General features: G+C 66.5%; 24 protein-coding genes. 7 read left to right on the top strand and 17 right to left on the bottom strand.

Annotation, left to right across the window (positions count from 1 at the left end; translation table 11 throughout):
- Positions 1–31: 31 nt before the first annotated feature.
- The 7 genes from BT183_RS13120 to BT183_RS13090 all read right to left on the bottom strand — a co-directional run bounded on the left by BT183_RS13120 (position 32) and on the right by BT183_RS13090 (position 7001).
- On the bottom strand, positions 32–1054 hold the full coding sequence (locus tag BT183_RS13120; protein WP_072343804.1) for a glycoside hydrolase family 3 N-terminal domain-containing protein: 1023 nt from the start codon (positions 1052–1054) through the stop codon (positions 32–34).
- 2 nt (positions 1055–1056) lie between these two features.
- The gene (locus BT183_RS13115) at positions 1057–1548 is read right to left on the bottom strand and encodes a GNAT family N-acetyltransferase (protein ID WP_072343802.1); all 492 of its coding nucleotides are present in this window, start codon (positions 1546–1548) and stop codon (positions 1057–1059) included.
- Between the two features lie 120 nt (positions 1549–1668).
- On the bottom strand, positions 1669–2484 hold the full coding sequence (locus BT183_RS13110) for an ATP-binding cassette domain-containing protein (RefSeq protein ID WP_072344746.1): 816 nt from the start codon (positions 2482–2484) through the stop codon (positions 1669–1671).
- Positions 2481–3464 (bottom strand): ABC transporter ATP-binding protein, encoded by a 984-nt coding sequence (locus tag BT183_RS13105; protein WP_072343800.1) that lies wholly within the window; start codon positions 3462–3464, stop codon positions 2481–2483. Before BT183_RS13105 ends, BT183_RS13110 begins: the two co-directional genes overlap by 4 nt.
- On the bottom strand, positions 3461–4333 hold the full coding sequence (locus BT183_RS13100; RefSeq protein WP_072343798.1) for an ABC transporter permease: 873 nt from the start codon (positions 4331–4333) through the stop codon (positions 3461–3463). The genes BT183_RS13105 and BT183_RS13100 overlap by 4 nt, the downstream gene beginning before the upstream one ends.
- Positions 4330–5277 (bottom strand): ABC transporter permease, encoded by a 948-nt coding sequence (locus BT183_RS13095; RefSeq protein ID WP_072343796.1) that lies wholly within the window; start codon positions 5275–5277, stop codon positions 4330–4332. The genes BT183_RS13100 and BT183_RS13095 overlap by 4 nt, the downstream gene beginning before the upstream one ends.
- 197 nt (positions 5278–5474) lie before the next feature.
- Positions 5475–7001 carry an ABC transporter substrate-binding protein gene (locus BT183_RS13090; RefSeq protein WP_072343794.1) on the bottom strand — a complete coding sequence of 509 codons (1527 nt, stop codon included), beginning with the start codon at positions 6999–7001 and terminating at the stop codon, positions 5475–5477.
- A gap of 304 nt (positions 7002–7305) precedes the next feature.
- Between BT183_RS13090 and BT183_RS13085 the strand changes: the two genes are divergently transcribed.
- Positions 7306–8118 carry an NAD-dependent epimerase/dehydratase family protein gene (locus tag BT183_RS13085; protein WP_072343792.1) on the top strand — a complete coding sequence of 271 codons (813 nt, stop codon included), beginning with the start codon at positions 7306–7308 and terminating at the stop codon, positions 8116–8118.
- Positions 8119–8125: 7 nt separating this feature from the next.
- On the opposite strand, the gene BT183_RS13080 is transcribed toward BT183_RS13085, so the two are convergent.
- Genes BT183_RS13080 through BT183_RS13070 form a run of 3 tightly spaced genes read right to left on the bottom strand, consistent with a single transcriptional unit; the run spans position 8126 to position 10302 of the window.
- Positions 8126–8524 (bottom strand): RidA family protein, encoded by a 399-nt coding sequence (locus BT183_RS13080; protein WP_072343790.1) that lies wholly within the window; start codon positions 8522–8524, stop codon positions 8126–8128.
- Between the two features lie 15 nt (positions 8525–8539).
- Positions 8540–9535: a GntR family transcriptional regulator gene (locus BT183_RS13075; protein ID WP_072343788.1), complete on the bottom strand. Its 996-nt coding sequence runs from the start codon at positions 9533–9535 to the stop codon at positions 8540–8542.
- The gene (locus BT183_RS13070) at positions 9532–10302 is read right to left on the bottom strand and encodes an SDR family NAD(P)-dependent oxidoreductase (protein ID WP_072343786.1); all 771 of its coding nucleotides are present in this window, start codon (positions 10300–10302) and stop codon (positions 9532–9534) included. The genes BT183_RS13075 and BT183_RS13070 overlap by 4 nt, the downstream gene beginning before the upstream one ends.
- Before the next feature lie 65 nt (positions 10303–10367).
- On the opposite strand from BT183_RS13070, the gene BT183_RS13065 reads away from it, so the two are divergent.
- Genes BT183_RS13065 through BT183_RS13055 form a run of 3 tightly spaced genes read left to right on the top strand, consistent with a single transcriptional unit; the run spans position 10368 to position 12506 of the window.
- On the top strand, positions 10368–11561 hold the full coding sequence (locus BT183_RS13065; protein WP_072343784.1) for an N-acetylglucosamine-6-phosphate deacetylase: 1194 nt from the start codon (positions 10368–10370) through the stop codon (positions 11559–11561).
- Positions 11545–12009: a hypothetical protein gene (locus tag BT183_RS13060; protein WP_072343781.1), complete on the top strand. Its 465-nt coding sequence runs from the start codon at positions 11545–11547 to the stop codon at positions 12007–12009. Before BT183_RS13065 ends, BT183_RS13060 begins: the two co-directional genes overlap by 17 nt.
- Positions 12006–12506: a hypothetical protein gene (locus BT183_RS13055; protein WP_072343779.1), complete on the top strand. Its 501-nt coding sequence runs from the start codon at positions 12006–12008 to the stop codon at positions 12504–12506. Before BT183_RS13060 ends, BT183_RS13055 begins: the two co-directional genes overlap by 4 nt.
- Before the next feature lie 464 nt (positions 12507–12970).
- On the opposite strand, the gene BT183_RS13045 is transcribed toward BT183_RS13055, so the two are convergent.
- Together BT183_RS13045 and BT183_RS13040 are read right to left on the bottom strand one after the other, a co-directional pair.
- Complete coding sequence (locus BT183_RS13045; RefSeq protein ID WP_177282523.1) at positions 12971–15229, bottom strand: MFS transporter; 2259 nt, start codon at positions 15227–15229, stop codon at positions 12971–12973.
- A gap of 16 nt (positions 15230–15245) precedes the next feature.
- Entirely contained in the window at positions 15246–16073 is an 828-nt protein-coding gene (locus BT183_RS13040; protein ID WP_072343770.1) for a helix-turn-helix transcriptional regulator, read from the bottom strand.
- A 185-nt stretch (positions 16074–16258) separates the two neighbouring features.
- Here BT183_RS13040 and BT183_RS13035 point away from each other — a divergent pair, with 185 nt between their 5' ends.
- The gene (locus BT183_RS13035; protein ID WP_072343767.1) at positions 16259–17032 is read left to right on the top strand and encodes a phytanoyl-CoA dioxygenase family protein; all 774 of its coding nucleotides are present in this window, start codon (positions 16259–16261) and stop codon (positions 17030–17032) included.
- 185 nt (positions 17033–17217) lie between these two features.
- Here BT183_RS13035 and BT183_RS13030 read toward each other — a convergent pair whose 3' ends face one another.
- Genes BT183_RS13030 through BT183_RS13010 form a run of 5 tightly spaced genes read right to left on the bottom strand, consistent with a single transcriptional unit; the run spans position 17218 to position 21586 of the window.
- Positions 17218–18030: an HpcH/HpaI aldolase family protein gene (locus BT183_RS13030; protein WP_072343764.1), complete on the bottom strand. Its 813-nt coding sequence runs from the start codon at positions 18028–18030 to the stop codon at positions 17218–17220.
- Between the two features lie 6 nt (positions 18031–18036).
- A complete protein-coding gene (locus BT183_RS13025; protein ID WP_072343761.1) occupies positions 18037–18822 on the bottom strand; it encodes an SDR family oxidoreductase in 786 nt (261 codons plus the stop codon).
- Between the two features lie 3 nt (positions 18823–18825).
- On the bottom strand, positions 18826–19785 hold the full coding sequence (locus BT183_RS13020) for a Gfo/Idh/MocA family oxidoreductase (protein ID WP_072344744.1): 960 nt from the start codon (positions 19783–19785) through the stop codon (positions 18826–18828).
- Positions 19786–19790: 5 nt separating this feature from the next.
- Positions 19791–20567, bottom strand: coding sequence for an SDR family NAD(P)-dependent oxidoreductase (locus tag BT183_RS13015; protein ID WP_072343758.1), 777 nt, complete (start codon positions 20565–20567; stop codon positions 19791–19793).
- A gap of 17 nt (positions 20568–20584) precedes the next feature.
- A complete protein-coding gene (locus BT183_RS13010) occupies positions 20585–21586 on the bottom strand; it encodes a Gfo/Idh/MocA family protein (RefSeq protein ID WP_177282521.1) in 1002 nt (333 codons plus the stop codon).
- Positions 21587–21932: 346 nt separating this feature from the next.
- On the opposite strand from BT183_RS13010, the gene BT183_RS13005 reads away from it, so the two are divergent.
- Both BT183_RS13005 and BT183_RS13000 read left to right on the top strand, forming a co-directional pair.
- Complete coding sequence (locus tag BT183_RS13005) at positions 21933–22682, top strand: FCD domain-containing protein (protein ID WP_072343752.1); 750 nt, start codon at positions 21933–21935, stop codon at positions 22680–22682.
- A gap of 108 nt (positions 22683–22790) precedes the next feature.
- Positions 22791–24422: an ABC transporter substrate-binding protein gene (locus tag BT183_RS13000; protein WP_072343749.1), complete on the top strand. Its 1632-nt coding sequence runs from the start codon at positions 22791–22793 to the stop codon at positions 24420–24422.
- Positions 24423–24462 lie beyond the last annotated feature (40 nt).

The following is a 24462-nucleotide window of genomic DNA, read 5'->3' as shown; positions in this document are numbered from 1 at the left end:
GGATCTCCCTTCCCTTGATGCCGGCACCGCGTCACGCGAAGCCATTCTCCCTGAAAATCTCTTCGACTTCGCCATGAAGGGCGGCGACGTCGACACTGAGGCTACCGCGTTTGCTCTCTCCGCGGGCGATTCGTTTGAGGGTCTCGTCCGTGACCGGGCGCGCGGCCTCTGCCGCCTTGGACCAGACCGGAACCCCTCCATGGCTCAGAAGCGCCACGTCATAGCCTGCCAAGAGGGCAGCGGCGACGCGCTCGGGCGGCGTGCCCGATATCGCTTCCATGCAGAGGCAGTCGGTGATCATCACCCCGTCATAGCCGATATCGCTGCGGATGAGATCGCAGAGGATGGGCGAAACCGAGGCGGGGCGTTCGGGATCGATCTGCGTGAAGATCAGGTGCGCCACCATGGCCCAGGGACTGTGGCGGAGATCGGCGAAGGGCTTGAAATCGCTCGATCGCATGTCCTCAAGGCTCGCATCGACCACCGGACAGTCGAAATGCGGATCGACCGTCACCCGCCCATAGCCCGGGATGTGCTTCATGATCGGCAGGACGCCGACCTCGAGCATCCCGTCGATGACCACCCGGCCCATCGCGGCAACGAAATCGGGATCGTCCCCGAAGGCGCGCTGGCCGATGACGTCGTGCGTGCCCTTGCGCGCCAGGTCCACGACCGGGGTCGTGCCGCTATCGATGCCGAGGTCGGCAAGGATGGTGCCCATGGCGAGGGTGGAGAGCCTCAGCGCCCGCTGCCCCAGCGCAAAATCCTTACGGGCCAGGGCGCCGAACGACCCCAGGCTGCGAAAGCGCGGCCAATTGCCATTGTCGAGCCGCTGGACCGGCCCACCTTCCTGATCGATGAAGACCGGCGCATCGGCGCGCCCCAGCGCCTCGCGGATTTCGGCGGTGAGCCGGCGCACCTGGTCGGGCGTCTCGACATTGCGCCGAAAAAGGAACACGCCCAAGGGGTTGGCGTCGCGCAGGAAGGATTTTTCCTCCGCCGTGAGCGCAAGGCCGGACATGCCCACCATCAGGGCCAGCGGGGTTTGGGACATGCTCAGCGCTCCGGCTCGGGCTGCGGCCTGATGCGCAGCAGCCCCTTGTAGATATCTTCGCCATCCGAGGCGATGGGCACGGCCCCCACGGCTTTTTCGTAGAAGGCGCCCGGCCCTACCGCGCCGATGACGGCATAGGCATAGCCGCGGGCTTTCATCGCCATGAGGGCATGGAAGAGCAGCGCCTGCCCGATGCCTTTGCCGCGATGGGCCGGCGAAACCCCGGTCGGACCGAAGAATCCCCGCGCCGTGGCGTCGTGGCAGGCAAAGCCGACCAGTTGGCCATCGATGATCGCGATAAGGCAGCGAGGCGGCTTGTGGGCCATGGCGATGGTGACTTCGCTGACCCAGTATTGGCTGAATTCCGCCCCGACCCAGTGCTGGATGAGGTGCAATTCGGGCGGCAGGGCGACACGGATGGTGGCTGGCACCGAGTTGACCCGGGCTCCGAGCGCGTCGAGGCGGCGGGAATAAAGGTTGACCAGATAGTCCATTTAGCCCCGGAACCGGATGCGTGCCCGCCTATCCTTACGTGAGCCGCCCCCATCGCCCAAGCCTATTCGCGTGGCCGAGCGAAGGACTTGCAGGACTTGTGCCCGGCACGCCGCAGGGGCTCAGAGAGCGTTGCCCGAAAGGCCGGAGTTGACCGTCAAGACGGCCGAGACGAGGTTCTGGGTCTGGGGCGCCTTGGGGCGGGTGAAGAGCTCGACCGGGGGGCCGGTCTCGACGATGCGGCCCCCGGCGATGACCGAGGCGCGGTGCGTGGTATAGGCCACCACCGACAGGTCGTGGGCAATGAAAACCAGGCTAAGTCCCAGATCGCGCACGAGATCCTTGAGCAGGTTGAGCACCTGCGCCTGGATCGAAACATCGAGTGCAGAGACCGGTTCGTCGGCGACCAGCACCCGTGGATTGGGCATCAGGGCGCGGGCGATGGCGATGCGCTGGAGCTGGCCGCCGGAGAATTCGTGGGGGAAGCGCTCGAGCGCGCTCGTGTCGAGGCCGACCTGCCCGAGGACTTCGGTGAGGCGGTCGAGATGGTTGCCGTCTATGCGCAGCGAGCGCATCGGCTCGAGCAGCGCCGTGCCGATTTTCATGCGTGGATCCAAGGAGCTGCGCGGGTTCTGCAACACCATCTGGACCGAGCGGCGGAAGCGCGCGCGCTCGGCGGGACCGGCCTGCCAGATATCCGCGCCCTCGAACAGGACCCGTCCGGACTGGGGCTTTTCCATGCCGGTGAGGATGCGGGTGAGGGTCGTCTTGCCCGCTCCGCTCTCGCCCACAAGCCCCACGGCCTCACCCGCATGCACGTGAAAATCGATGCAATCGAGCACCGTAAACGTGCCAGGCGCGCGAAATAACGCTGTTCGCGGGTGGCTGTACGCCTGGGTGACCTGCTCCATGGCGAGAACCGGGGGAACGGGGCTCATGATGCTGCCTCCGCCGGCGCGGCGACCGGCACCGGATGCCAGCACGCCGCCCCCGTCGCATCGATCTCGGGCATGCTGGTGCGACACCTGTCGGTGGCGGCGGGGCAGCGCGGATGGAAGGCGCATCCCGAGGGCAGGGCATGGAGCGGGGGCACCATGCCGGGGATGGAGTGGAGGCGCGAGGACCCATCGAGCGCGATGTTGTCCATGGTCGGCTGGGAGTCGAGCAGCCCGCGCGTGTAATGATGACGGGGGGTGCGGAAGACCTTTTGCACCGGACCATGCTCGACGATGCGCCCGGCATACATGACGGCGACGGTATCGCACATGGCGGCGATCACCGGCAGGTCGTGGGTGATCATCAAGAGGGCGGAGTTGCGCTCGCGGGTCGCGGCGTTGAGGAGGCGCAGCACCTGCTTTTGCACCGTGACGTCGAGCGCGGTGGTCGGCTCGTCGGCGATGATGAGCTGGGGGTAGCAAGCGAGCGCCATGGCGATCATGATGCGCTGCTTCTGCCCGCCCGAGATCTGGTGCGGGAAGGCGCGGGCCAGCTGCTCGGGACGCGGCAGGTTCATCTGCGTCATGAGGTCGATGGCCTGCGCATGGGCGGCCCGGCGCGTGACGCCCATATGGCGGTGGATGACATCGGCGATCTGGTCGCCGACCCGCCGCACCGGATTGAGCGAACTCATCGGATCCTGGAAGACCATGGAGATGGTGCGGCCGCGCCGGCTCGACAGCGCCTTGTCCGAAAGGGTGAGGAGATCCACTCCGTCATGCAGCACCCGGCCGCGCGCCTGCCAGCCGGGCGGCAGGAGGCCCATCAGCGCCATGGCGGTCATGCTCTTGCCCGACCCGGATTCGCCGACCAGCCCCATGCGGCCGCGGGCCGGGACGGCAAAGGAGACGCCGCGCACCGCGCTGAGCTCATCGACCCCCACGACGAGGTCGACCACCTCGATGGCGTTGGGCACGCTCATGAGGTCCTCCGCGCCAGCTTGGGGTCGAGCACGTCGCGCAGCCCATCGCCGAGGAGGTTGAGCCCCAGAACGACGATGACGATCGAAAGCCCCGGCCACATGGCGAGCGGGGAGGAGATACCGACCTGCTGCTGGGCCTCGTTGAGCATCATGCCCCAGGAGATCGAGGGCCGGGTGACGCCCACCCCGAGATAGGAGAGCCCGGCCTCGGTGAGGATGCCGGCGGCAAAATAGAGGGTGAACTGCACGATCATGACGCCGGCGACATTGGGCAGCACATGGCGCAGGAGGATGAACCAGGTGGGACGGGCATAGAGCCGGGCGGCGGTGATGAAATCCTCCTGCAGCACCGAGAGCGCCGCAGAGCGGATGACGCGGGTGAATGAGGGTGTGAAGAAGGCCGAGAGCGCGAGGATGGTGGTGAGCGTGCCCGACCCGATGGTGGCGGCCAGGACCAGCGCCGTGACCATGCCGGGGATGGAGAGCATGATATCGGCGCTGCGCGAGATGGTCTCGTCGGCGATGCGCCCGAAAGCTGCGGCCGAAAGCCCGGCTATGGTGCCGATGACGAGCGCGATGAGCGCCCCGCCCGCCCCCACCATGAGCGAAGTGCGCGCGCCTACCATCAGCTGGGAGAAGATGTCGCGCCCCAGCGCATCGGTGCCCAAAAGATAGCGCGGCGAGCCGGCCGGCAGCAGCCGATCGGGAATGCGCGGCACATTGGGATTGTGCGGCAGGTAGAAGAACGAAACGGCCGCCATGGCGATGAAGGCGATGGTGACGACAAGCCCGATGGTGAGGGTGAGGTTGCGGCGACCGCGCCGCTTTTTCGGGCGGGCCGGCACGGGCGTGGTTGCGGCGGCACTCATCGTGTGAGCCTCACGCGGGGATCGAGCACCCCATAGAGCAGGTCGACGATGAGATTGACCAGCATGACGAAGACGATGATCAGCATGACGGTGGACTGGACCACGATGACCTCGCGGGCCGCGACATTGGCGAGGATCATGCGGCTGAGCCCGGGCAGCGAGAACACCGTCTCGATGATGACGGTGCCCCCGATGAGCTCGGCGATCTGCAGCCCGACCACGGTGGCGATGGGCAGGGCGGCATTGCGCAGCCCGACGCGCAGGAGCGCCTGCATCCGGGTCATGCCGGTGGCGCGCGCGGTGCGCACATAATCCTGGTTCATGACATCGAGCACCGCGGAACGCACATAGCGGGTGAGAGAGGCCCCCAGGATCAGCCCCAGCGAAATCACCGGAAGGACGAGCGAGCGCACGGCGCCCCAAAAATTGCTGTCCCAATTGGTCCAGCCCCCGGTGGGCAACCAGCCCAGCCGCACCCCGAAGAGCAGGGAGAGCAGGATGCCGGCCCAGAAGACTGGCACTGCGATGCCGACCTGGCTCAGGAGCGCGATCAGCGCGCCCACCGGCTTGTCGGAATTGAGCGCCGAATAGGTGCCGGCGGGAATGGCGATGAGGAGCCCGAGCACGAGGCCCGAGAGGCAGAGCGGAATGGAGATCGAGAGCCGCGAGACGACCAGATCGGTGACCGGCTCGTTGGTGCGGAAGGAGCGCCCGAGATCGCCCCGGAAGAGATTGCCGATCCAGTCGAAATACTGCACCGGCAGGGGCCGGTCGAGTCCGTACTGGCGCGAGAGCGCATTTATCGCCTCGGCGGTGGCATCCTTGCCCAGGATGACGGCGGCGACATTGCCGCCTGCCCCGCGGATGAGCAGGAAGATGAGAACGGAAGCCGCAAAGACCGCCAGAAGGAAGAAGGCCAGCTTACGGGCGATATAGACCGGCATCGGGCGATGGACTTCCCTTTGAGAGTTTTTGCCGCCGGCACGGCGGCGCATGGCCCCCGGACCCGCGACAGGTCGCGATTCCGGCAGGGCCCGGAGGCCGAGCATAGGCGCGATTGCCGGCCCGGCCAGTGGTTTTCTGTCGACGCCTTGGCGGCGGTTCGGGACGGGGAGCCGGAGGCGGCCGGCTCCCTGTCAGTTTACCAGTGCAGCGGCGCCAGCTCGATGGCGACCGAGACGCGCGGCTCGACGAAGCCCTTGAGGTCGGGATCGAACAGGCCGACGCCCTTCTTGGCGATGATCGGCACGATGACGGCATCCTTGCGCAGGATGTCGGCCGATTTTTCCATCAGCGCCAGATAGTCCTCGTCGCTCAGCGCCTTGTCGGCATCGGCGAGGGCCTGGGTGTACTCGGCCGAGCAATAGGTGCTCCAGCCGGCGGCCGAAGCCTCGGCGCAGGCCCATTGGGTGGGATCGGCATCGCCCGACATGACGGTGACATCGAACTGCGGCGGCCGGCCCTGGAAGATCAGCTGCGAATAGCGGGCGAGGTCGATGGCGTTGCGCGTCATGTTGAAGCCGGCCGCCTGCATGGTTGGCACCATGATGTCGGCGGGCAGCGACAGGTCCGGCACGTCGCTCAGCGAGGCGTAGACCAGCGGGGTCGAGGCGTAGCCCTTCTCGGCGACGAGCGCCATGGCCTTCTCGATATCATAGGGATAGGGGCAGGTTTCCGGATTTTCCGGCGCGTACCAGGCCTGGTTGGGCAGGGCGAAGGTGCAGGTGTTTTCCGCCCCCCAGGAGGCGCCGAAGGCATCGTTATAGGCCTGCCGGTCGAGCGTCATGGCCAGGGCCTGGCGCAGTTCGGGATCGAGCTTCTGGTTGAACACCGCATAGGTCGGCTCGCCGATCTGCGGATAGGTGACCATGGAGAAGCTCTTGTCGAGCCCGCGCGCCATCAGCTGTTCCCACAGGTCGATGGTGATGACGGGCAGGGCATCGACTTCGCCCGCTTCGAGCGCATTGAGCCCGGCCGTGCCATCGGTGACGATGCGCACGGTGACGTCCTTGATGGCCGGCGCCTCGCCCCAGTAATTCTCGTTGGCAGTGAATTCGAAGCTGCTGTTGGAGGTGTAGTTGACGAGCTTGTAGGGCCCGGTGCCGATGGGGTTGGTGGCGATGCCCCCGGCCGCAGCCTCGGGCTGGATGAGCCCGGCGGTGCCGCCCATGCCGCGCCAGAAATTCTGGCTTGGACGATCGAGGGTGACGCGCACGGTGCGGTCATCGACCTTTTCGATGGATGTGACGGCCTGGTAGGCGGCGGCGTTCTGCGACACCGGGCTCGCCTTCATGGTGTTGAGCGAATAGATCACGTCCTCGACCGTGACCGGCGCGCCATCGGAGAACTTCGCCTCGCGGATGGTGAAGGTATAGACGAGGCGGTCCTCGCTGATCTCCCAGGCCTCGGCGACGCCGGGGGAGACGCTGCCATCCTTGTTGAAATAGACGAGCGGTTCCACGACGTTGGCCGGAATCCACAGGCGCAGCGCGGTGAGATTGCTCTTGGTGTAGTCGAGCGTGCCCGGATCCTGCCGCGCCACGAGGATCATCTTGCCCTCATCGGCACGCGGCGAGGCCGCAAGCGCGATGCCCGGCACCGCAGCAAGAAGGGCCGAACCGGCAACGAGCAGGCTCAGCCCGTGCCTCATAGTCCTGAAAATCGTCATGTTGGCTCCCGTCATCTGGTCCCCTGCGCGGCCCGGCCGACAGGGCCAGAGACGCGCCACTACCCCACAGGAGGCCATGACGCTCCACCGCTGTAAATGCGCAGATGTTCCGCGATGCGAAATTCCACCGCTCCGCCTGCGCAAATGTGATGCAGGGCGGAACACTGGCACCTTTTTCGGCAGGCGCTTGCGGCTCCGCCGTGAAACCGCGCTGCATCGCGGTTCCTCCCGACGGAACGGGCGGGGCTTACCGGGCTTAGGGCCGCGGCATTATCGTGGGGGCAAAGCGATGCGGGAGGCGGGGATGGCGAGGGTTCTGATCACCGGGGCGGCGGGCAATCTGGGCGGCAAGCTCGTGGCCCATTGGCGCGAGACAAGCGCGCATGAACTCGTGCTGCTCGACAGGGTGGCCGGGCCGGGTATCCACGCCGCCGACATCGCCGCCTATGACGCGGGCTGGGCGCGGCATTTTGCGGGCGTGGACACGGTCATCCATCTGGCAGGGCAGATCTCGCCGGCCTCGACCTGGGCCCAGGTGCATGGGCCCAATATCGTGGGCACGGGCAATGTGCTGCGCGCGGCGCGGTCCGAAGGGGTCGGGCGCGTCGCCTTTGCCAGCACCAACCAGGTGATGGGCGGCTATCGCTTCCGCACCGAGACCATCGGGCCGCAGAGCCCGCCCTTGCCGCTCAACCCCTATGCGGTCTCCAAGCTCATCGGGGAGGAGCTGGGCCGCGCCTTCGCCGCAGAGACCGGGGCCGATTTCATCGCGCTGCGCATCGGCAATATCTGGCCGGGGGCGAACCTGCCGGGCCCGGACCTCGGCATCGGAAGCTGGGGGCAGGAGATGTGGCTCTCCAACCGCGATTTCCTCGCCTGCATGGATGGCGTGGTCTCGGCCGCGCCGACAGGGTTCGGGATCTTCAACCTCGTCTCGGACAATCCCGGCATGCGCTGGGATATCGCCCCGACGCGCCGGGCGCTGGGCTATGCGCCGCGCGACGGGGCCGCGCCTGTGATGAGCCCCGGCGTCATCGCCGAGGACGAGCGGGCCCGCGGGGCGGTGCTGGTGCCGGGCACATGGCTCGACCAGCACGCGCGGCGCCTGGAAATCTAGCGAGGGGTCAGACCCGCACGGCCTGCTGGCGGGTGGCGCCGGCATAGGCGACGCAGTCGAGCTCGAATTTGAGCTTGGTGCCCAGGACCCCCACGATGGTGCTGCGGCTCGGCGTGGGCTGGCTGAAATATTCGGGATAAATGCGGTTGTAGAGCGCCAGATCCGCCTCGGAGGCGACATAGGACTTGACGTTGACCACATGGTCGAGGCTGAGCCCGCCGGCCTTGAGAATGGCCGAAAGGTTCTCGATGGAGCGGCGCATCTCCTCCTCGAAGCTGCCCGGAATGATGGCGCCGGTATCGGGATCGACCGAGGCCTGGCCCGAGACGAACATCAGATCGCCCGCGATGAAGGCGGGACTGAAGGGCAGGTTGGAGCGGGCGCCGCTATCGACGAGCTTGAGCATGGTCTGGCCTCGGGGTCAGGGAACGAAATGGGCGGGGAAACTGTGGTCCGAACCCTCGGCGGGCCGATCCTCCAGCATGCGGTAGAGGGTGGGGACGACGCTCTTGAGCCAGGCCCCGCCTTCCACCACGAAGCCGGGGCGGCTCGAATCGAGGCCATAAGGATAGATGCGCACCGGCTTGGCGCTGGCCTCGGCCATGCGGGCCTGCCAGCCATGATGCATGTAGCCGCAGATGAATTCGGGCTGGAAGCCGGCGATGGCCGCCTCGAGCGGGGCGATATCGGCGTCGCGATCCTCCTGGTTGACGGCGAGGACGCTGAGGGTCTGCACCGCCTCGCTCGCCTCTGCGGCGGCCTTGAACTGGGCGAGGCGCCGGGCCTGCTCGGAGGAGATGTGCACGGTGTCGAGATAGAGCACGCGATTGGGCCTTTGCCCGATGGTGGCGAACATCTCGGTAAAGGCGGTGCCATAATCGAGGGTATAGCTGTGGATGCCCTCACGCTCGATGACCGCATCGAGCACGCTGACCTGGCTCGTGGTCTGCCCAATGGCGGAAATGTCGGTCTCCGCCGTGATGCCGGCGAGCAGCACCATGTCGAGCCGGTCCCACAGGCTCACCGGCATCTTCTCGTGGGTGAAGCTGCCCATGAAGAATTCATGCCCGTCCGAGACGATGCTGCGCTCGAGCGCGGTGACCATGCGGGTGTAAAAGACATTGTCGAAGATGCCCCCGCCCACGATGTTGCGGTTGTAGAAGAACCCGACCCGGTGATGGGCCTCGGCCCAGGGCGCCTTTTCGAGGAAAGAGCCGCGCCCCACCTGGCGGCGGATGATGCCTTCGGCCTCGAGGTCCTTGAGCGTCTTGATGACGGTGATGAGGGAAAAGTCGCAGAACTTGGTGATCTCGTTCTGCGATTCGATCTTGTCGCCGGCCTTGAGCCCCGCCGTCTTCCACCGGCGGAACAACAGGTCCCGCAATTGCAGGTGGCGCGGCGTCAGCTCGACAGTCACGGATCAAGACCCCAGGAGAGCTGGTTGGCGAGAATGCCGCCATCCACGAACAGCATCTGGCCGGTTATATAGCGCGCCTCGGGCGAGGCAAGGAACACCGCAGCCCCCCCGATATCGTCGGGCACCCCGATGCGGCCGAGCGGGATCTGGCGCGAGAGCTGAGCGCGCAGAAGATCGTTGGAGAGCGCGCCCTCGGTGAGCGGGGTGCGCACGAGCCCGGGCCCCAGCCCGTTGACGCGGATGCCGCGCGCAGCGAGCGTGACCGCCAGCGATTTGACCAGCATCAGCACCGCGCCCTTGGAGGTATCGTAGATGACGCTGTTGCGCTCTGCGGCCATGGAATTGGTCGAACCGACGCAGATGATGCTGCGCCCCTCGGCCCCTTCGGGCACGGCATTGGCGAAGGCCTGCGCGGCAAAGAGATAGGCCCGCACATTGAGCGCGAAGGTGCGCTCGAAGATCGCTTCGGTCAGTTCGCCGAAAGACGTATCGGCAAAGGTGCCGGCATTGTTGACGAGCGTATCGAGATGGCCCCACTGTCCGATCGCCTCGGCGACGAGCTTTTCCCCGCCCCCGGAGAGGGAGAGGTCGACCTCGCAGAAGGCCGTTTCAGTGAGCGCGCCGATTTCGGCGATGGCGGCCTCGGCAGCCGCGTCGCGACGGTGCGAATTGAGCACGATGCGATAGCCTGCCTGGGCGAAGGCACGCGCGATGCCGAGCCCGATGCCCTGGGTGGAGCCGGTGATGCAGACGGTGCGGCCAGCCATATTTACACCCCGCGCGCGTTAGGTTAACTCATTAGCATAATAACATGCTAAATAGAGGTTCCCCTATGGGTGTCAAGCAGAAGTGGGCCGGGGGCCTCGTGGTCTCGCCCACCGGGCTCCTGCAGCGCGACGTGCTTGTCGAGAACGGCCGGATCGTCGACCTTGTTCTGCCCGGAACCGCGACGGGAACTGACTGGACGACACGAAGCGCCGCCGGAAGACTGGTGTTTCCCGGCATGATCGACCTGTTGCAGCATGGTTTCGACATCAACCATTATGCCGACGCCACCCCGGACGGCGTCGCCGATTCCGCCGCCAAGCTGCCGGCACGGGGGGTCACCGGCTTCCTGCCCTCGATCGGCTGCCAGCCGCCCGCCGCCTTCGCAGAGACGTTGAAGCGCCTTTCGGACGCCTGCGGCAAGGCCACGGGGGCGCGCGCGCTCGGCATCCACAGCGAGGGCCCGTGCTTCAATTCGCCCGGCGCACACAACCCGCAGAACCTGCAACTGCCCTCCGAGGCACTGGGCGCCATGATGCTGGAGGCGGCGGGCGGGCGACTGGCGGCGGTGACCATCGCCCCCGAACTGCCCGGCGCCCAGGCCTTCATCGCCCTGATGCGGGCCCATGGCGTCTCGATCCATTTCGGGCACAGCCAGGCGGCGCCCGAGGATGTGTCACGCTATGTGGGCTGGGGCATCGATGCGGTCACCCACATGTATGACGTGATGCGCGCCCTGCCCCCGGACAATTCGGGCGTGCATGTGTTTTCCCTGCCCGATGCGCTTCTGGCCGAGCGGCACCTGGCGCTGGGGGTGGTCGCCGACGGCATCCACGCCCACCCCAAGCTGCTGCGCATCCTGGCACAACTGCCGGCGGACCGGGTTTTTCTCGAGACGGATTCGATGAAATATGCCGGCCTGCCGGGCACCGAATTCGAGTTCTATCCGGGCTATTTCGTCACCAGCGCGCCCGGAAAGGCGGTGCGCGACCGCAAGGGCGGGCTCTGCGGATCGTCTTTGACCTCGGACGAGGCGATGCGCAACTATATCGGCATGGCCGGTGTCGACCTCGTGCAGGCAGCCCATGCCGCAAGCCTGGTGCCGGCCCGTGTCATCGGTCGCGACGCGGATCTGGGCAGCATCGAGAAGGGCAAGCTCGCCGATTTCGTGCTGCTCGATGCGGCCGATCTGTCGGTGGTGGAAACCGTGATCGGCGGGAGCGTGCATTACCAGAGGGACAGCCATGCCAGAGCCGCTTGAACCGCCCCCGCTGCGTTATCAGGAAGAGGGCAATGTGCATCTCGACTTCCACGGGGCGGTCAACACCACGATCGATTTCATCGTGGGCCGCTATGGCATCGACGTCTTGCACGACATCTTCCGCAAGATGGGCACCGACGTCTATGCCGATCTGCGCCGGCATGTCCTTGCCGGGGACCGGGACGAGATGGTGCGGCACTGGCGGCACTTCTTTACCCGCGAGAACGCCGATTACGACATCGACGTGGGCCCCGACGAGATCGTGCTGACGGTGCGCCGCTGCCCGGCCTGGCACCATGTGCACAAGATCGCCGGCGCGGTCTCGCCGCATTTTTGCGACCAGACCAGCGTGGTGAATGAAGCTATCGCCGAGGGCTCGCCTTTTGCGATCACGACAGAGATCACCGGCCCCGGCGCCTGCCGCCAGATCATCAGGAGGCGCGCATGATCCCCAGCGATCACTTCACGCGGTTCTACAACGAGGTCTTCAAGTTCCTCGAGACGCAAGGGGAGGCGGATCTCGAGCTCTATTGGCTCGAAATCAGCAAGAACCAGGAAAAGCACATCCTGGAGCTGATCGAGACGCGCGGGCTCGCCGGCATGTACCAGTACTGGAGCGTGATCAAGGACGAGGAGAATTGCGGCCTCGATCTCGACCTCCACGAGGACCGGCTGGAATTGCACATGCATGCCTGCCCCAGCCTCGCCAAGGCGATGGACAATGACGCCAAACCGATGACGCGCTATTGCGACCATTGCGCCGGCTGGATCGGGCCGATCATGGACAAGACCGGCTACCACCTCGTTTACGACGCGATCAGCCGCACCGAGCCGCGCTGCGTGATGAAGGTGTTCAAGGACCCCGCAAAGGCGCGCGAGGCGGAAGCGTCGGCGCAGCTGCTGATGGGCTGGCCGGGCCGCAAGTCGGGTGAGGGCGGTCGATAGCTGGCGGATGGTGGGCGGGACGTTGGAGATGGTGCGCGAGGCGAGGCCCCTCTTCACCTCTCCCTTTGGGGGAGAGGTAAGGGGTGCGAAAGGCTCGGGAATGGGGGGCTGGCATGATGCTGAGTGCGAGGCCCCTCTTCACCTCTCCCTTTGGGGGAGAGGTAAGGGGTGCACACGGCTCGGGAATGGCGGCTCTGGCATGATGCTGAGTGCGGGGACCCTCTTCACCTCTCCCTTTGGGGGAGAGGTCGGCGCGTCAGCGCCGGGTGAGGGGGCCTTGGCCAGGGGCACTGAATTCCGCAAGGTGCTGAAATAAAAACTGGATTCCCGCTTTCGCGGGAATGACGCCGTGCGTGGGGTTAGTGCTGGGGCGAGGCTCTCTACATTGCGCCTAGGGCGAGGCCCCCTCACCCGGCCTTCGGCCGACCTCGCGCCCATAGGGAGAGGTAAGAAAGCCTCGGCCTTCAGGTGCCGCGCGCCGGGCGCAGGACGTGGCGGGCGGCGATGGCGAGGAGGATGAGGAGCGCCCGGTGGGGATCGGGGAGGCTCGCCGTGCCATCGATGAGCGCGACCACCAGCGGCGCATCGGGGTGGCGTGAGCGGACCAGCAGCGGGCGCATAGCGCAGAGGGCGGCAAAGCTCTCCCCGGTCGGGCCGGTGCCGAGCCCGGCAGCGGCGCGGGTCAGCGCCTCCCTTCCCTGCTTTCCCTCGGGGGTCCGCGCATCGAGCACGCCCGCGAGCCGGGTGAGCAGCCCCGGCAGGCAATAGCCCGTCATGCGCTCCTCGCGGCGCCAGTTGCGCGCGAAACTCTCCTCGAGCCCGAGGATCTTGGCGAGCGCCAGCAGCACCACCTTGCTGCGCGGCTCGCTGATCCGGTCCGGATCGCGGGCAGCGGCGGCATAAAGGGCGACGAGGCCGGAAACGCTGTCGCGATCGCCGAACTTGCCCAGGGCCGAGGCGGCCGCGAGCCGGCAATCGATATCGGGATCGCTCGCCAGCATGGCGCGAATGGCGGGCAGCGCGGCCTCGGCGCGCAGATCGCCCAGCGAGCGGGCGGCGCGCGACCGCAACAGGCGATTGCCATCATCGAGAAACGGTACGATGCGCGGCGCGCTGGCCGTGGAGCGCAACTGGCCCAGCGTGTCGATGGCGGCATATTGGAGCTCGATGAGCCCGTGATAGCCCAGGATATCCTCGAGCGCGCGGATCGCCTTGGGGGTGGCGGGCAGGCGGGCCAGTGCCCGGATCGCCTCGTGGCGGACATCGAAGCTCGGGTCGGAGAGGGCCGAGATCAGCTCGTCCTTGGCGAGCGTGCTGCCCGTGCCGCCAAAGCCATAGGCGAGATCGCGGCGGCGCTGCTCGGAGGTGAAGCTCGAAAAGCGCTGGATGCCCCAGAGCGCGCGCAGCGGATTGCCGGTGGAGAACTGGCCGAGGAAATCGCGCACCCCGGTCGCTCCCTCCTCCTTGAGCAGCGCAAAGACCGCCGCCGAGCTGATTGTGACGAGGGCGCCGGCCAAAAACAGCGCCTCATAGCCGCCGAGCGCGACGGGGCCGAGATCGAGGCTCGAGACCTCGAAGGCCTGCACGAGGATGCCGGCCATGACGGTGAGCCCGCCCCCGAAAATGCCGTCGCTGCTGTAGGCGAGCGCCATGTAGCTTTCGCGCTCGGTGGGCGGCACGTAGTTGAGCATGTAGACGCTGCCCCCCACCATCGCCCCCTGCACGAGGAAGCCGAAGAGGAAGAAGACGGCGCCCGCAAGGATGCCCACGCCCGGCAGGCCCGGATGCAGGAAGGGCAGCGCGAGCAGCAGCAAAACCTGCAGGGCCTGGAGCGTGATGCGGATGGCGCGGGTGCCGTGCCGGTCGATGAACCAGCCCGCCGCATAGCTGCCCGCCGCCGCCCCCACCGGCACGAGCGCCGCCATGAGCACGATCTGGCCGCTCGAAATGCCCAGCCTTTCGCGAAAGAACAGGATGAGGAAGATGTTGAGGGCCGAAAAGACGAGATATTGCGTGCCCGAGGAATAGAGAAAGGCGATGAAGTTGCGGTCGCGCAGCGGCACCGCGAGCTGGGCCAGCGCCGCGCGCGCCGTGCCGCGGCTGGGGCGCGGGCGCCCGCCATCGAGGCCGAAAAGCATCGCGCCCCCGGCAATGCCGATGAGGATGCCGATGACAAAGACCGGCAGGAAGCGGCCGATGCCCTCTTGCCCATCGAGCCAGAGCTGGATGAGGAACGAGCCGATCAACGCCACCGGCAGATAAGCGAGCGCGATCTTGCCGCTGATCTGCCCGCGCACCAGCCGCGGGATGAATTCCTGCGACCAGGGGGTGGCGGCCGCCTCCGAAAGGGTGCGGCAGACCGCGTAGCACACCACCGAGATGAGGATCAGCGCGAAGGCGATGTCGGGCCGATCAAGAAAAAGCGGGGCGATGAAGAGCGGCAAAAGGAAGATGTAGCGGGCAATGAGCGCGAGGGCCGCGACGCGCCGCGTGCCGAAGCGCAGGATGACCGGGAGGCTCGCAATGCCCAGGATCTGGAAGAGCGGCAGGATGCCCCCGATCATCCCGATCCTGTCCTTGTCGATATTGAGCTCGGCGGCGAACAGCACGAGCGGCGCGCCCACGGTGCACAGCACCGCCGTGGCCGTGAGCACCGAATAGCCGAAATAGAACGGCATCTTGCGCAGCTTGGCATAGTCGGTGGGTTCGGGCGGGACGGTCACGGGGCTCAAGGGGCTTTCAGGCGAAGGGATTGGAGCGGTGGCGGAATTCGCCCGGGGTGCAGCCGCGGCTGCGCTGGAAGGCGGCGATGAAGGTTTCGGCGTGACCATAGCCCACAGTGCGGGCGATTTCGCCTAAGGGAAATCGCGTCGTGGCGAGAAGATCCTCGGCGCGCCTCAGGCGCAACTCGCGCAGATGGCTGCCCGCCGAGGTGCGGTAGTGGCGTCGGTGGCGGGCGCGCAGGGCGCTTTCATGCACCCCCATCAGCGCCGCGACATCGCTCAAGGTGCGCATCTTGTGGAGCGCCGAGAGCGCCTGCCGCCAGGCCAGCTCGAGGCCGGCGTCGCGGGGGGCGGCCGTATCGGGGGCTGCGGGGGCCGGACCATCGAAGCAGTCGATGATGGCGCGCAGGAGCCGCTGCCGACGCGCCAGATCGGCGGCGCCCTGGCCGGAAACGAGATCGAGGCTGAGCCGCAGCATGGCCTGCACGTGCAGCGCTTCGCCCGGGCGGACGAGGCGATGGCCGGGCCCCTGGAAGGCCGGTGCGGCGCCCGGCCAGCTGAAATGGCAGATCGAGGCAGTGGCAAAGCCGCCGATGGCGGAGCCGGCAAATTCGGTCTGGGGCAGGATCAGCAGGCCCGCCGGGGCAGACAGGACCAGCCCCGAAACCCCGCCCACATCGAGCCTGACGCTGCCCTCATGCACCCAGAACAGGTCGTGGAAGCTCCAGCAGGCCGGCCCGATCGGCATGCGACGGTCGAAACGGCCGAGCCGGTGCTCGCCCAGGGTGATCGCCGGGGCGCTGTCGGCGGTCTCGATGGGTGAGGCGGAGAGGGCCGGCGGCATCAGTGTTGGCCTCGATGGCGGCGCGGGACCTGCGCCGGCGGCAAGGGAAGCGCGAAGAGGCGGGGAAGGCCAGAGGCGCGGAGGCGGCGCAATCGGAATTCCGAGCCTCCTGCCGCACTCCTCAACAGACGCGGGCGGCCCGCTGGTCTCAGATGGGGCGACACCCCACGACGGAGCGCGCCACAATGATCGAGCCCCATCCCCCCATCGCGAGCCTCAAGAGCGATTTCGACCGCGACGGCTTCATCGCCATCACCCCGCTCTTCGGGCCGGAAAAGATGGCCGAGATCAATCGCGAGTTCGAACGCTATTGCGAAACCCGCGTGCCGGAGATGAAGGACACCGAGGTGTTCTACGAGGAAAAGGGCAATCGCGGCACGCTCAAGCAGATGCAGAACATGCAGATGTATGACGCCTATTTCCGCGACCTGCTGGAGACCGACACCATACGCAGCCTCGCCGAGGCGATGCTGGGAGAAAAGGCGAGGGCGGTGAACCTCGAATATTTCAACAAGCCGGCCGGCATAGGCAAGCCGACCCCGCCGCATCAGGATGGCTATTACTTTCACTTCAACCCGCCCGCCGCGGTGACCGGCTGGCTGGCGCTGGAGCGCGTCGACCCCGAAAATGGCTGCATCCACTATGTGCGCGGCTCGCATCGCGTGCCCGGCTATCGGCCGCATGGACGATCGGAAATCCTCGGCTTCTCGCAGGGGATCACCGATTTCGGCACGGAGGGGGACAGGGAGGGGACCGTCGCCTTTCCCGGCGAGGCCGGCACCTTCCTGATGCATCACTCCAAGACCATCCACTGGGCCGGCCCCAACACCTCGCCGACCCGGGCGCGGCGGGCGCTGGGCTTCGTCTATTTCGGGGAAAGCGCCAAGGTAGACGAAGCAGCGCGCGCCGCCTACCAGGCCAAGCTGCAGGCCGACCTCAGGGCCGCCGGCAAGATCTGAAGCCCGCGCGGGCCTCTGGTCGTCCGCCGCTGGCTTGGAGCGGCGAGGCGAGATGGCCGTTTGTGCCGGAAGCGCTCGGGATTCTCTATTGGCAAGCGCTCCTTCGGGCCGGTGGCGGACGCGACCGGCCCCGCGATCTTGCCTCGTGCCTGCAGCCGGGCGGGCGGGGGCCGCCATGACAGGGGCTAGAGCCCCTCGAAGGCCGAGAGCATGTCATCGGCATAGGTGGCAAGCGCCACGACATCGGCCCCGACGCTGAGCAGATTGTAGCCCATGGCCACATAATCCTTCACATTGGCCTTGCCGGCGACGGTCGCGGCGATCTTGCCGTGGCGGCGGGCGACTTCGGCGACGCGTTCGCGCACCTTGACGATCTCGGGCGCCTGGATCTGGCCGGGAATGCCGAGCCGCACCGAATAATCGCCGGGCCCGAAGAACAGGGCATCGACCCCGTCGATCTCGGCGATGGCCTCGATTTCCTCGAGCGCCTCGGGGTCCTCGATCTGGTGGCAGACGAAGCGCTCGCGATTGGCGGTTTCGAGATAATCGAGAAAGCCGACGCGGGTGAACATGCCGTCATTATTGCCGCCATCGACGGCGCGGCGCCCGAGCGGGGCGAACTTGGTCATGTCGCGCACCGCGCGCGCATCGGCGGCGCCCATGACATGGGGCACGATGAGGCCGGTGGCATCGGCCTCAAGCGGCCGGATATAGTCGGAATAACTGCCGCGCGCGACCCGCACGAGGGTATCGACATCGTAGATCTTGGCGGCGCGGATCTGATGCTCGATGGCAGCGATGCCGGCCGAGGTATGCTCCTGGCAGAGCCAGAGCGCATCGGGACGGGCCTGCGCGAAGATCTCGGCGACCTTGGCATCATAGGTGTTGAGCTTGAGGACGCGCGCCACGCCCCCCGCGGCGATGGTGCGCAGGACGCGGCTTGGCCGCATGCGGTGGCCGGTGGCGGGGGTGGCGGAATAGGGCTGCTTTTCGGTCATGGCTCTCTACTTTGCGGTATAGCCGCCATCGACCGGGATATTGGCGCCGGTGATGTAGGCGGAAGCATCGGAGGCAAGAAAGACGATGGCGCCCATGAGATCGGTATCATTGGCCATGCGCCCCAATTGGGTGCGATCGGAATAGTTCTTCACGAAGGGGGCGGGCTGGTTGGAAAAGAGCCCGCCGGGGGAGAGGCAATTGACCCGCACATTGCTCTTGCCCAGGATGCTCGCGGCCCAGCGGGTGAAATTGATCATCCCGCCCTTCTCGTAGAAATAGATCGGCGAGGGATCGGCGCTCATGTCGGTGCCGGCATAATTGGCCATCTCGACCCCGACCATGCCCATCATCGAGCCGATATTGATGATCGAGCCCGAGCCATTGGCGGCCATGGCCTTGCCGAAAAGCGAGGTGATCTTGAAGAGCGCCGAGGCGTTGACCCGCAGGCTTTTGTCATAGGCTTCGAGGTCATGGTCCCAGCCGGAGGTGGCCGAGCGCGTCACGGCATTGTTGACGAGGATGTCGCAGCGCCCGCTGCGGGCGCGGATGGTCTCGTGCACCGCCTCGATTGAGGCATCGGACGAAAGATCGAGCGCAAGGGCGGTGACATCGTGGCCCTGCGCGCGATGCTCTTTGGCAAGCGCCTCGAGCTTTGCGACATCGCGCGAGGCCATGTAGGTCGTGGCGCCCGCCTCGGCGAGGGCGGCAACGATCTGCCGGCCATAGAGCCCTGCGCCCCCGGTGACGAGGGCGATCTTGCCGGCAAGCGAGAAACTCTCGAGAACACCCATCGGTCAGGCCTTGAAGCTGGAGAGGAAGATCTCGGCGCCGCCGGCCTCGCGGCTTTCGATGCCGGCAATGACGAGTTGCATCAATTCCCGCGTGTGGGCGAAGGGTACGGGCGGCACGCCGGTGCGCAGGAACCCCACATAGCTTTCGAGCTGGGCCTTGAAGGCGGTGAAGGTATCCTGACTGCGCAGCGTGACCCCGCCCTCGGTGCCGGCCAAGGTGATGAAGCCCGACCCGCCGATCTGGTCGGCGGTGACGGTGAGCACGATATCGATGCCCTTCTCGTGCTTGAGATGGACCACATTGCGCTCATAGGTGCCGGTGTTGCGCACCGAAACGAAGCCGGGCCCGACGATCGGGTAGATCGATTCCAGCGCATGGATGCCATAGGTCTCCCACTTCTTGGCCATGGTGGCAAAGACCGTGCGCAAAGGCCCGAATTCATGGGTCGAGCCGTGATAGGGGGCGAATTCCTTGGCAAAGCGCATGCCCGAGGACGAGATGATCGGCCGGCCCTCGCCGACCCAGCGGCTGAAGGTTTCAAGATCGGCGCGAGTGTCGCAGAGCGGCTTGTCGACGAAGACGGGCAGGCCCGCCTCGACGAAAGGCCGCGCCCGCTCTACATGCTCGAAGCCCTTGTCGGTGGCGATCACCACGGCATCGACGGCGCCGATGACATCTTCGGCGCGCGCAGCGACATTGGCGATCTTGGCCACCGCCGCCACCGAGACGGCATCGGCGGGGTTGTCGGTCCACACATGGGTGACCTCGACCCCCGGAATGCCGAGCGTTTCGGGCGGTTGCCGGCCGATATAGCTGATGATGGCCGGATAGGGGCAGGCCTTGAGCGCCTCGGCGTCATAGCGGCCATTGATGATCATCGACCAGGAATAGGGATGGCCATTGCCCTCCACCATGCCGAGCATGGCGAGGCGGATGGGGCGGTCGGCGAAGGGAAAGCTCATAAGGGTCACCATGCGGTCCAGCCGCCATCCACGCCCAGCACCTGGCCGGTGACGTAGGAGGCGGCATCCGAAACGAGGAAGACGGCGGCGCCGGCCGTTTCGTGCTGGCGCCCGATGCGCTTGAGCATGGTGGCGGCCGAAAGGTTGGCGATGAACTCGGGATGGTCCTTCTGCACCCCCTCATGCGGGAAGGGGCCGGGATAGAGCGCGTTGACGCGGATGGCGCGCGGCCCATAATGGCCGGCCATGTAGCGCACCATCTGGTTGAGGCCGGCCTTGCCGACCCCGTATTCGATGGCGTTAGGCGCCATGCCGCCCGGATATTTGCCCGGATCGGGGGACACCACCCCATACATCGAGGAATAGAGCACGATGGCGCCGCCCTGCCCCATCGCCTCCGCAGCGGCGCGGGCGAGGAGGAAGGTGCCGGTGAGGTTGATGCGGTTGGCCAGATCGAAGGTCTCGGCATCGAGCGCCTCGAAGCGCTTGCCCGAATTGAAGGCGGTGGCGGCGATGAGCCCGGACAGCCCGCCGAACCGGGCCGCCGCATCAGCGACGCAGGCGAGGATCGAGGGCTCGTCGGCCATGTCGATGGGCAGGATTTCGACCCCGCCCTGGCCGGGCGCGGCGCCGATGGTCTCCCGCGCCGTTTCGAGCCGGCCCCGGTCCTTGTCGGCGATGACGACATTGGCGCCCTGCGCCTTGAGCAACAGGCAGACCGGGGTGCCCAGATAGCCGGCCCCGCCGGTGACGAGCACGGTGCGGCCTTCGAGCGAAAACATGGCGGGGATCCTCGGCGTTAGAGCGAGACGATGATGCGGTTGTCCCAGGAGGCCTTGGCGCCCAGCGCGATGCGCAGGCTTTCGCGCGCCTCCGAAAGGGTGGCAAGGCTGCAGGGCCGGCCATCGAGCGCATCGAGCATGGCGTTGGCCTCGAGGGTGAAGCGGGCCTGGTGCGCCTCGGTGGGCACGAGCCCATCCATGTAGTCGCGCGTCTCGCGGGGCCGGCCGCTGTCATCATCCCAGTGGCTGAGGACCGAATGGGCGAGGGTCAGATTGCCCTTGGTGCCGATGAAGCTCGCCTCGGCGACATTGGGCTTCTGGAACTGGTTGATGGTGACATTGGCCATGGCGCCGCTGGCAAAGCGGATGCTGACGAGGCAGGTATCCTCGGTGTCGGTGCCCTCGAGCACCAGCCGGTCATACATGGAAGCCACCGCCACTGGCCGGCCCATGAGCCAGACCAGCATATCGAAGGTGTGGCTCGCCGCATCGAGGATGGCGCCGCCGCCCATTTCGGGGCGGGCGTAATAGGTGCGCTGGAAATCGGGCCGGTATTTGGGGAAATCCTGGCTCGAATTGACGTAGACGAGCCGCAGGTCGCCGATGAGGCCGGCTGCGATCTTCTCGCGCAGGGCGAGGATCTCGGGGGCAATGCGGCGGATATAGCCGACCCGGGCGAGGATGCCGGCCGCCTCGACGGCCGCAATCGCTGCATCCACCCCATCCATGGTCACGGCGAGCGGCTTTTCGACCATGAAGGGCAGCCGCGCCGCGGCGCAGGCGGTGATCAACGGCACGTGCAGATTGGCGGGCGCGCAGATGACGGCGAGGTCGAAGGCCTTGAGGTCGACCGTGGCGAGATCGGCATGACTCTCCTCGATCGGGAACATCGCCTCGGCCTCCTGCCGGCGACCCTCATGGGGCTCGACGATCGAGAGGCGGGCGCGCCCGGTGGCGGCATAGCCGCGCAGATGCCGTCGGCCGATACCGCCGCTGCCGATGATCAGAACCCGCGCCATGCCATCCCCCATCGACCGCCCCATTCCGCCCCTCTCGTCAAGGCGGATCGGATGAAGCCGCTTGACACCCAAAAAAACTATGTTGTTATGTTAATGAGATAGCTTAGGCTGTCAATATCGGTTTTCGGCGTGATGGCGAACAGGATCGTCGATTTCGCCGGTCAAAACGGAATGGACTTGCGGAAACCGGCTCGCCAAGCGGGCCTTGTGGAACCCTATTTCTCGGGCGTGACCTTCGATGGCTGAAACCGCATCGCCTCAGGCGCCAGACTTCCGTTCCGGCGGCAAGCCGCTCGATTTTGGTCGACCAGAGATTGGCGGCCTACAACCAGAACAGCCGACCCGGTTGCGCCTCGTTGCGGATGGCGCACCGAAATCGGCGCCCGGCGCCCCCGAGATCGCCGCGCTCCTCGCCGAGGAAATCCATGGCGGGCTCTTCGAGGCGGGTGCCATGCTGCCGCCCGAGCGCGATCTCTGCGAGCGCTTCGGTGTGGGGCGGACCGCCATCCGCGAGGCGATCAAGCGGCTCGAGACGATGCGGCTCGTGGAGTTGCGCAAGGGCTTCCGGCCACGGGTGGTCTATCCGACGCTGACCCAGCTCCTGGGCAGCATCTCGGCGGCCTCGCGCCTCTTTTTCCGCGGCACCGAGGGCGGCGCACATATGGAGCAGGCGCGGCTCTTTCTCGAAACCAGCCTCGTGCGCTACGCCGCCGAGGCCGCCACCCCGGCCCAGATCGGCAAGATGGTCGCGGCCATCGAGCGCGGCGACAGGGCGATCAACGACCTGCCGGCCTTCCGCCTCACCGATGTCGACTTTCACCGGGCGCTGGCCGAAGTGCCGGGCAACCCGATCTTCGTGGCCCTGCACGATGCGTTCGTGGGCGGGTTGATGATGACCCGGCCGGGCCCGCGCGACGTGACGAGCCACAACCGGCGCAGCAATGACGAACACAAGGGCGTGGTCCAGGCCATCATCGCCAAGGATGCCGATGCGGCCGTCACGATCCTCACCAAACACCTCACCCGCAACTACGCGGTCTATGTCAACCAGGTGCTGACCCCGCAGGGGGACGGCCGAGAGGGTGCGGAGGTGTAGTCCAGGGCTTTTTCAAGCGTCGCGGCGTGGAGGCCGCGACTGACCGGCCAGCCGACGGGGACCCGGAGCCGGTAACCCAAAGACGCTTTTTTCAACAGGGGAACACGCATGACCTTCAAGACGCTTATCGCAGCCGGGCTTGCCGCGCTGCTCTCGACCACCGCGATCGCGCCGGTTCTGGCCCAGCCGATCAACGAGAACCCGCTGTCGGACCCGCGCGTGCGCAAGGCGATCGCCTATGCGCTCGACATGGAAACGATCGTGGAGACCATCTTCGAGGGCCAGGCGGTGCGCGCCGTGGGCATGCTGCCCGACGGCCCCAACAAGCCCACCGATCTCATCCGCTACGACTACGATCCCGACAAGGCCCGCGCGCTCCTGGCTGAAGCCGGCTGGGATTCGAGCCGCGTGCTCGACGTGGTCTATTATTATACCGACCAGGCGACCGCCGACCTGATGGCCGCCATGCAGGCCTATCTCGCCGATGTCGGCATCTCGATGAACTACCGGCTGGTCGAGGGCGATGTCGCCTCGCAGATCTCGGTTGTGCCCGACGATCCGGTGAACGGCCCCTCCAAGGTTACCTGGGACATGCTCTATGGCGCCCGCGCGGCGCTGGCGCTGCAGGAATATTTCAACCGCTACGCCTATGGCCTCAAGCCGATGATCCCCAACATCCCGCGGATGAACGAGCTCGTCGCCAAGGTGAACGGCACCACCGATCCGGAGGTGCAGCGCGAGGGCTATTTCGAGATGGAGCACATCATCAATGAGAATGTGTACCAGATCCCCCTCTACTACCAGCAGCTCTATACCTATGAGAGCGACCGGCTCGACCGCAATGGCGCGCCCTATGGCAACGAGCAGTACAACTACAACTGGGGCGTCGAGAACTGGACGATCGCGCCCGATGCCTCGGGCAAGGCGGTGATGTACACCAATGCCGGCCCCTCGCAGTTCTTCGAAGTGCCCTGGCAGAACCTGGGCATCTGGGTGGCCAACAAGTTCGCCTTCGACACCATTCTCGAGGCCGATGGTGCCCTCACCCCCATCGGGGGCGAGATGGCCGAGAGCTATTCGGTGAGCGAGGACGGGCTGACCTTCACCTTCACCCTCAAGGACGGCCTCACCTGGCATGACGGCAGCCCGATCACGGCGGACGACGTGATCTGGTCGATCGGGGCAGCAACCAAGTTCCCCGTGACCCAGCCGGTGCTGCAGGCCACCATGAAGAAGATCGAGGGCGCCGACGCCTTCATCAAGGGCGAGGCTGAGACGCTGTCGGGGGTCTCCGCCGAGGGCAACACCATCACGATCAAGTTCGCGCGGCTCGATCCCAACGTGCTCTTGAGCTTCAGCCAGTTCGCGCCCCTGCCGTCCAAGCAGTTCGAGGGCGTCGACCCGGTGACCCTGCAGCAGGCGGCCTTCTGGCAGAAGCCGATCGGGTCGGGCCCGTTCAAGATCGATGAGGTGGTGATGAACGACTACACCACCCTCGTGCCCTTCGAGGGCTACCACAAGGGCACCCCCAAGATCGAACAGATCATCGCCCGCCCCTCGAGCGACAATGACGGCAACCTCCTGGTCAACGCCCAGGCTGGCCGCGCCGATTTCGGCTACACCAAGGCGGCCGGTGACGTGCCGGGCCTCGAAGCCCTCGCCTACATGAATGTCTACCCGGTCGACATTCCCTATACCCGCATGCTGTGGATCAACCAGTTCCCGCATCCGACCCGCTGACGAACCCGCCTCCCGGCGCGCCTGCCCCTTGTGGCAGCGC

The organism is Devosia enhydra, from assembly GCF_900119845.1.
In the GTDB taxonomy this organism is placed as follows: domain Bacteria; phylum Pseudomonadota; class Alphaproteobacteria; order Rhizobiales; family Devosiaceae; genus FPKU01.
This window is presented reverse-complemented; position numbering and strand designations above follow the sequence as displayed.

Bases quoted from the DNA above. Each gene is read 5' to 3' on its own strand.
- BT183_RS13030 (WP_072343764.1), bottom strand. From the start codon at position 18,030: ATGACCGAAAAGCAGCCCTATTCCGCCACCCCCGCCACCGGCCACCGC.
- BT183_RS13115 (WP_072343802.1), bottom strand. From the start codon at position 1,548: ATGGACTATCTGGTCAACCTTTATTCCCGCCGCCTCGACGCGCTCGGA.
- BT183_RS13070 (WP_072343786.1), bottom strand. From the start codon at position 10,302: ATGGCTGGCCGCACCGTCTGCATCACCGGCTCCACCCAGGGCATCGGG.
- BT183_RS13090 (WP_072343794.1), bottom strand. From the start codon at position 7,001: ATGACGATTTTCAGGACTATGAGGCACGGGCTGAGCCTGCTCGTTGCC.
- BT183_RS13060 (WP_072343781.1), top strand. From the start codon at position 11,545: ATGCCAGAGCCGCTTGAACCGCCCCCGCTGCGTTATCAGGAAGAGGGC.
- BT183_RS13080 (WP_072343790.1), bottom strand. From the start codon at position 8,524: ATGCTCAAGCTCGTCGATAGCGGCGCCCGCTCCAACCTGCCCTTCAGT.
- BT183_RS13015 (WP_072343758.1), bottom strand. From the start codon at position 20,567: ATGTTTTCGCTCGAAGGCCGCACCGTGCTCGTCACCGGCGGGGCCGGC.
- BT183_RS13120 (WP_072343804.1), bottom strand. From the start codon at position 1,054: ATGTCCCAAACCCCGCTGGCCCTGATGGTGGGCATGTCCGGCCTTGCG.
- BT183_RS13025 (WP_072343761.1), bottom strand. From the start codon at position 18,822: ATGGGTGTTCTCGAGAGTTTCTCGCTTGCCGGCAAGATCGCCCTCGTC.
- BT183_RS13100 (WP_072343798.1), bottom strand. From the start codon at position 4,333: ATGAGTGCCGCCGCAACCACGCCCGTGCCGGCCCGCCCGAAAAAGCGG.
- BT183_RS13010 (WP_177282521.1), bottom strand. From the start codon at position 21,586: ATGGCGCGGGTTCTGATCATCGGCAGCGGCGGTATCGGCCGACGGCAT.
- BT183_RS13065 (WP_072343784.1), top strand. From the start codon at position 10,368: ATGGGTGTCAAGCAGAAGTGGGCCGGGGGCCTCGTGGTCTCGCCCACC.
- BT183_RS13110 (WP_072344746.1), bottom strand. From the start codon at position 2,484: ATGAGCCCCGTTCCCCCGGTTCTCGCCATGGAGCAGGTCACCCAGGCG.
- BT183_RS13085 (WP_072343792.1), top strand. From the start codon at position 7,306: ATGGCGAGGGTTCTGATCACCGGGGCGGCGGGCAATCTGGGCGGCAAG.
- BT183_RS13055 (WP_072343779.1), top strand. From the start codon at position 12,006: ATGATCCCCAGCGATCACTTCACGCGGTTCTACAACGAGGTCTTCAAG.
- BT183_RS13105 (WP_072343800.1), bottom strand. From the start codon at position 3,464: ATGAGCGTGCCCAACGCCATCGAGGTGGTCGACCTCGTCGTGGGGGTC.
- BT183_RS13000 (WP_072343749.1), top strand. From the start codon at position 22,791: ATGACCTTCAAGACGCTTATCGCAGCCGGGCTTGCCGCGCTGCTCTCG.
- BT183_RS13020 (WP_072344744.1), bottom strand. From the start codon at position 19,785: ATGAGCTTTCCCTTCGCCGACCGCCCCATCCGCCTCGCCATGCTCGGC.
- BT183_RS13035 (WP_072343767.1), top strand. From the start codon at position 16,259: ATGATCGAGCCCCATCCCCCCATCGCGAGCCTCAAGAGCGATTTCGAC.
- BT183_RS13095 (WP_072343796.1), bottom strand. From the start codon at position 5,277: ATGCCGGTCTATATCGCCCGTAAGCTGGCCTTCTTCCTTCTGGCGGTC.
- BT183_RS13040 (WP_072343770.1), bottom strand. From the start codon at position 16,073: ATGCCGCCGGCCCTCTCCGCCTCACCCATCGAGACCGCCGACAGCGCC.